The sequence below is a fragment of the Streptomyces soli genome (assembly GCF_003999195.1).
GTDB classification, from domain to species: domain Bacteria; phylum Actinomycetota; class Actinomycetes; order Streptomycetales; family Streptomycetaceae; genus Actinacidiphila; species Actinacidiphila soli.
In genome coordinates, this window is record NZ_RJVR01000220.1 from 1 (window position 1) to 5,521 (window position 5,521).

Annotated in this window: 6 protein-coding genes; 2 read left to right on the forward strand and 4 right to left on the reverse strand. The window is 69.6% G+C overall.

Features of this window, described 5'->3' with window-relative positions; translation table 11 throughout:
* Positions 1-212: 212 nt before the first annotated feature.
* The 3 genes from EFK10_RS21325 to EFK10_RS52735 all read right to left on the reverse strand — a co-directional run bounded on the left by EFK10_RS21325 (position 213) and on the right by EFK10_RS52735 (position 3,442).
* Positions 213-794, reverse strand: a complete 582-nt coding sequence (locus EFK10_RS21325) for a TetR/AcrR family transcriptional regulator (protein ID WP_240677372.1) — start codon at positions 792-794, stop codon at positions 213-215.
* Positions 791-1,978 carry an MFS transporter gene (locus EFK10_RS21330; protein WP_164836091.1) on the reverse strand — a complete coding sequence of 396 codons (1,188 nt, stop codon included), beginning with the start codon at positions 1,976-1,978 and terminating at the stop codon, positions 791-793. The genes EFK10_RS21325 and EFK10_RS21330 overlap by 4 nt, the downstream gene beginning before the upstream one ends.
* Positions 1,979-2,866: 888 nt before the next feature.
* Entirely contained in the window at positions 2,867-3,442 is a 576-nt protein-coding gene (locus EFK10_RS52735) for a TetR/AcrR family transcriptional regulator (RefSeq protein WP_164836092.1), read from the reverse strand.
* 57 nt (positions 3,443-3,499) lie between these two features.
* On the opposite strand from EFK10_RS52735, the gene EFK10_RS21340 reads away from it, so the two are divergent.
* A complete protein-coding gene (locus tag EFK10_RS21340; RefSeq protein ID WP_206305531.1) occupies positions 3,500-4,462 on the forward strand; it encodes an NAD-dependent epimerase/dehydratase family protein in 963 nt (320 codons plus the stop codon).
* 24 nt (positions 4,463-4,486) lie between these two features.
* Here the strand turns inward: EFK10_RS21340 and EFK10_RS21345 are convergent, their stop codons facing one another.
* The gene (locus EFK10_RS21345) at positions 4,487-5,146 is read right to left on the reverse strand and encodes a phosphatase PAP2 family protein (RefSeq protein ID WP_127357261.1); all 660 of its coding nucleotides are present in this window, start codon (positions 5,144-5,146) and stop codon (positions 4,487-4,489) included.
* Positions 5,147-5,323: 177 nt separating this feature from the next.
* Between EFK10_RS21345 and EFK10_RS21350 the strand changes: the two genes are divergently transcribed.
* The coding region (locus EFK10_RS21350; RefSeq protein ID WP_164836093.1) for a BlaI/MecI/CopY family transcriptional regulator at positions 5,324-5,521 on the forward strand (198 nt) is incomplete at its 3' end.

The following is a 5,521-nucleotide window of genomic DNA, read 5'->3' on the forward strand; positions in this document are numbered from 1 at the left end:
CCTCAAAACCCACACCACTTACGACGAAGCGACCGCCTGGTCGCACCACGCCCAACCCCATGCCGCTTGACACCCAACGACATGGGGTGTCTGACCCAACCCCGACCACCACCCCGATCCCGACCACCACCAAGCACCGGTCCGACGGCATCGAGCCGCCAGACCGGTATCCCGCATGCCCGGATCAGCCCCAACTGACCGTTATTTTCGGATCAGGCGGCGGCGATCAGCGTTTCGGCGGCAGCCCGCGTGGCGGCGATCAGCCTGCTGCGCCGGCTGCTGCTGCTGACGACGACATCGGCGCCGTGGAACAGCGTGTGCAGCTGGGCGGCGAGCATCTCGGGATCCCGCACGTCTGCCCGGGTGGCCAATTCTGTGAACAGCTCATGGACCGCAGCACGGTAGGCGTCGGTGGCCCGCTGGACCTGCACGCCCGCGGCGGGCTCGGCGCTGGCCCGCGCGAACGCGCAGCCACGATACGCACGGCGCCGCAGCCAGCGCGCCTGCGTGTCGAACACCGCGAGGATGCCATCACGAGGATCCGAGAGCCGCCCGGCGGCGGTACGCAGTTCGGCCAAATTCCGCTCGTGCCGGGCGCCCAGGTACGCGGCGACGAGCTCTTCCTTGCTGCCGAACAGGCGGTACAGCGATGCCTTGGCCACCCCGGCGTGCTCGATCACGCGGTCGATGCCGACGGTGTGCACACCCTCGCTGTAGAAGAGCTCGTCGGCGGAGGCCAGCAGGCGTTCGCGGGGGGAGCGCGCCGGCGCTTTGCCGGTGATGTGAGTGGTCACGAGTCCGTCCCTTCGTTGTCACCGGTCAGGCGGAGGACACCGGCCGCCGTCGCGGCCAGCAGCGCGAGAACGACGGTGTAGCCGAGCGTCGTCGCGGTCAGGTTTCCGGTGCTCTGCAGCGCGATGCCCGCCACGATGGCCGGTACGCCGAACCCGAGGTAGGAAGCGATGTAGAGCAGCGACAACGTGCCCGCACGCTCGGACTCGTCGACGGCGGGCAGCACCAGGTCCATAGCACCGCGGAAGCCGAAGCCGAATCCGGTGCCCGCCACCACCGCACCCGCCAGCAGGAGCCACATCTGGCCCAACAGCAGCGAAAACGCGGTGATCACGACCGCCGTCAGCAGGCCCGCGATGCCGTACGCCAGCGACCTACGCCCGGCCAGCCCGGCGGTGGAGAACGCGACCACCGGGGCCACCGCCCCGACGATCGCGATGGGCAGGGCGCCGAGTATGGGGGATGACGACCCGGTGAGCAGGGCGGCGAGGTGCGGGCCGAACGCCCCGAACAGGCCCGATACGGCCCATACGGAGAACAGCACGGGCACGGCGGCGCCCAGCCGCGCCAGTACTCGCCGCGGTGCGTGCAGCCTGGGCCGCAGGGAACGCACCGCTCCCGGCGTGCGCGGCGCGGTCTCCGGCAACCGCGACAACGCGACGATCTGCAGTACCAGCACCATGGCGAACACCAGGTACACCAGGCGGGTCGGCATGGGCGCGAAAGTGACCAGCACGGCCGAGCCCAGAGCCCCGACTGCCGACCCGATCGGAGGCGCTGCGGAGTTCGCGATCCGGCCACGCTCGGCGTCGGTGTCGAGCAACGCCGCGCCCACCGCCGCGAGACCCGCGCCCGTGGACAGCCCCTGAAGCACGCGCCCCACGAGCAGCTCGCCGACGCCCCCAGCGGTGGCGAACACGAGCATCGCCACCACCTGCACGAGGAGCGCAGGCCAGATGACCGTCCGACGTCCGATGTGGTCGGAGACCCGACCGAGCACCAGCAGGGCCAGCAGCAACGCGAGGGCGTACGCACCGAACACCACCGATGTCGCCGCCGCCGACACACCCCACAGCCGGGCATACACGCCGTAAAGCGGAGTCGGGGCGCTAGAGGTCGCGAGGAACATCGCGCTGATCGAGGTCAGCAGCGCGATATGGACCGTCACGCCGGCACGTGCTGACACGGCCCAACCTGGTCGAGCGTCCGTTGCAGCCATGTCCGAAACCCTACCCGAATGAGACAGATCTGTCTCTTAAAAAGAGACAGATCTGTCTCAGGCTCGGTTCGCCCGCGCGGAAGCGCGCTCGCCCGGGCCGGACGAGCTGCCTTGTACGGGGACCCCACAGCCGTGAAAACCGGCTCGTACCAAAGTCGAGGACGGTGCGGTCGGCTCCGGCAAGAGACCGTCCCCGCGAGTGCGGGGAGCACCCTCCCGGGCGGCCTTGATGCACCGCCCATCCGCCGGGCCGGGGAGTCCGCGATCTCGGCCAGGCTCCGCCGCCGTGCGTGGACCACCGCCAGCCGCCGGTTCTCGGCCGGTTTGTGCGGCAGCCGCCACCACTTCTCCGTCTCGCCGCGCAACACCGGATGCGCCGCACGCACCAGTACGCCCAGCAGCGCCGACTTGCCTGCTCCCGGCTTGCCGGTGACCACCCGCAGGAAACTGCCGGAGCCGTTGAGCCAGTCCGACAGGTCCTTCACCTCAGCGGCACGCCCACGGAAACAGCTGTGCCCGATACCCCGGCCCAGGGCCTCGGCCCCCGAATCCCGGTACAGGGAATGACGGGGGTCGAACGCCTCGTCCAACAGCGACTGCTCCGCTCCGATCGGCGCTACCGATCGGACATCGACGGGCACCGCCCAGTGCTTGCGGGTGTGCAACCTGGTTCATTAAAGGGTCACAGCCTCCGCCCCCGGGTGAAGGACGCTCGTATCTGGGCCCCAGTCACCTGCCGGCAAAACCTTTGCTCGCCACGATCGGATCGCGAATGTCGATGTCGCCGAGTTGCTGGACGACCTCCTCGGCCATCGCCTCTCGGCCAGTGACGACGCGTCCGCAGTCAGCGGCCGCTCATTCGGGGAGCAGAGGGAGGAGGTGGGGCATGATCTGCTGGAAGGGGTCCAGGGACTGGTGGGCGCGGGCGAGGATCATGGCGCCTTCCAATGCGCAGAGCAGGAGTGTGGCGAGCCCGCGGGCCTGTTCCGGGGAGGAGACTCCGTAACCTTCCAGGCCTTTTTGCAGGGCCGACACCAGCGACTGGTAGCCCTCGCGGCAGACGGTGCTGAGGGCGGTGGAGCCGGGCACGGAGTCGAGGGTGACGGTTGTGATCGGCATCCCCTCAGTGAAGCCGCTGTCCTGCAGATTGCGTGAGCAGTTCTCGAGCAGCGCGGTGACCCATTGCCGGGCGGTGCGGCTGGCCTGGCGGGTGGCGTCGATGAAGGCCACTGAGTCCGCCGTGGCGATCCGGACGGCCTCGACCGCGATCTCCTCCTTGCCGCCTGGGAAGAGGTAGTAGACCGATCCGCGGGGCGCGCCGGATTCCTCGATGATCTGCGCCAGTCCTGTCCCCTTGAAGCCCTGGCGGCACAGCAGTAGATGCGCCCTGCAAAGGATCTTCTCCCGTGAATCCGACTTGGGTCTCGCCATGCCCGTAAGTATAGTGGCCGTCATAGCTATGTCGATCGCTATAGTAAGGGGCCTATCGTGGCTACCGTCTTCGTCACCGGCGGTTCAGGGTTCGTCGGGAGCCGGCTGATTGCCCGCTTGATCAAGCACGGCCATGCCGTCCGCGCACTGGCACGCAGTGACGCTGCGGCCGGCAAGGTCAAAGACCTGGGCGCCGTCCCGGTGCGGGGGGACCTGGCAGACGTGGCCGGCCTGCGCGCCGCCGCAACAGGGAGTGAGCTGGCCTTCCATGCCGCAGCCCGCACCCCTGGCCGCGGCACCCGCAAGCAGTTCTGGACCGATAACGTCGACGGCACCGCCAACCTCGTGCGCGCCGTGCGTGAGGCCGGGGTGCAACGACTGGTCCACGTTGGCACCGAGGCAGCCCTCATGAACGGCCAGCCACTGGTCAATGTGGACGAGTCAGCCCCGCTGCGGCCGGACTCGCGCGCCCACTACGCCGCGTCCAAGGCGGCAGCTGAACAGGTCGTGATCAAAGCCAACGGCAGCCTGGAGACCATCGTGGTGCGTCCGCGTTTCGTCTGGGGCGCGGGAGACACCATGGTGCTGCCCGAACTGGTGGACATGGTCAACAGCGGCCGCTTCGCATGGATCGATGGCGGCCGGCATCTCACCGACACCACGCACGTCGACAACGCCGTGGAAGGGCTGATGCTCGCGGCCGAGCGCGGCCGCCCCGGCCAGGCGTACTTCGTGACCGACGGGGCGCCCGTCGTCTTCCGCGACATCCTCACCGAGCTGCTGGCCACCCAGGGCGTCTCCGCGCCAAGTCGGTCCCTGCCCTACGGCGTGGCCAAGTCGGTCGCCGCAGCCGGCGAAACACTCTGGCGCAGCCTGCGACTCAAGGGCGCGCCCCCACTGGACTACATGAGCATGTGGGTGTCCAGCCGCGAGTGCACCATCGACATCACCAAAGCACGCGCGGAACTCGGCTACCAGCCCATTAAGACCCAGCAGCAGGGACTGGCCGAACTGCGCTGACGCCGGACAGGCGGGTTGTGCCGGTCAGCTCGCTACGGCGGGGGCGGGCGCGGTGGTGGTGAGCAGTGGTCGCAGGGGTGTGCGGGTGAGTGTGTCCAGCAGTCGCAGTGCGATGTTGCGCAGGGCGGCGTAGCCGGCCAGGACGACGGTGGTGCCGATGGCCAGGCCGATGATGACGTCGTGGGGGTAGTGGACGCCGACGTACACCCGGGAGGCGGCCATCAGCAGCGCGGCGGCGGCGGCGAGCACGCCGAGGCGCCAGTTGATCAGCAGTACCGCCATTGCGACCGCGCCGGCCATGGCGGAGTGGTTGCTCGGGAAGGAGTAGTCGCTCGCGGCGGGGCAGGGTTCCACGGTGAACGCGTGGGGCAGGGCCCGGCAGGGGCGGGCCTCGGCGACCACGCTCTTGAGCGCGGCGTTCACGGCGAGGGCGGCGGCGATGGTGACCGGCGCGCACAAGGTGGCGGCCATGGCCCGGCCGCCGGTGTGGCGTGCGGACCACCAGGCCGCGGCGAGCAGGACACCAAAGAGCAGCACGCCGTAGGTGGTGTAGGCGTCGACCGCGCCATTGGCCCAGGTGTTGCGGCGGGCGAGGTCGGTGACCTCGGTGTACCAGTCGCCGTCGAAGGAGGGGCCGTCGAAGGCGGACAGCGGGCCGGGCAGCGCCAGCACGGAGGGCGTCATGCGGTGGGGTCTCCCGAGAACGGATCGGTGCGGTGGCGGCCAGGTGGCCGCGGCGCGGTGACGGGGTCGGCGGTGCCCGCAGTGCCGGGGCATGGCACACTCGGAGCAGCACGCGACTTCTACAAAGTCGTAGAACTTCTACAGGACTGTAGACGATGAACGGAAGGTCTCCAAGCCGTGAACCCTGATGCCCCCGCAGGACCACCGGGCGGCCGCCGGGCCCCTGGGACCCTGGAGGCCGAGGTCCTCGCCGTACTCCAGGCAGCTCGCCGGGAGCTGACCGCGGCGCAGGTCATGGAGCAACTGGGCGGCGACCTCGCCCACACCACCGTGGTGACGATCCTGTCCCGCCTGCACGTCAAGGGCCTGCTCACC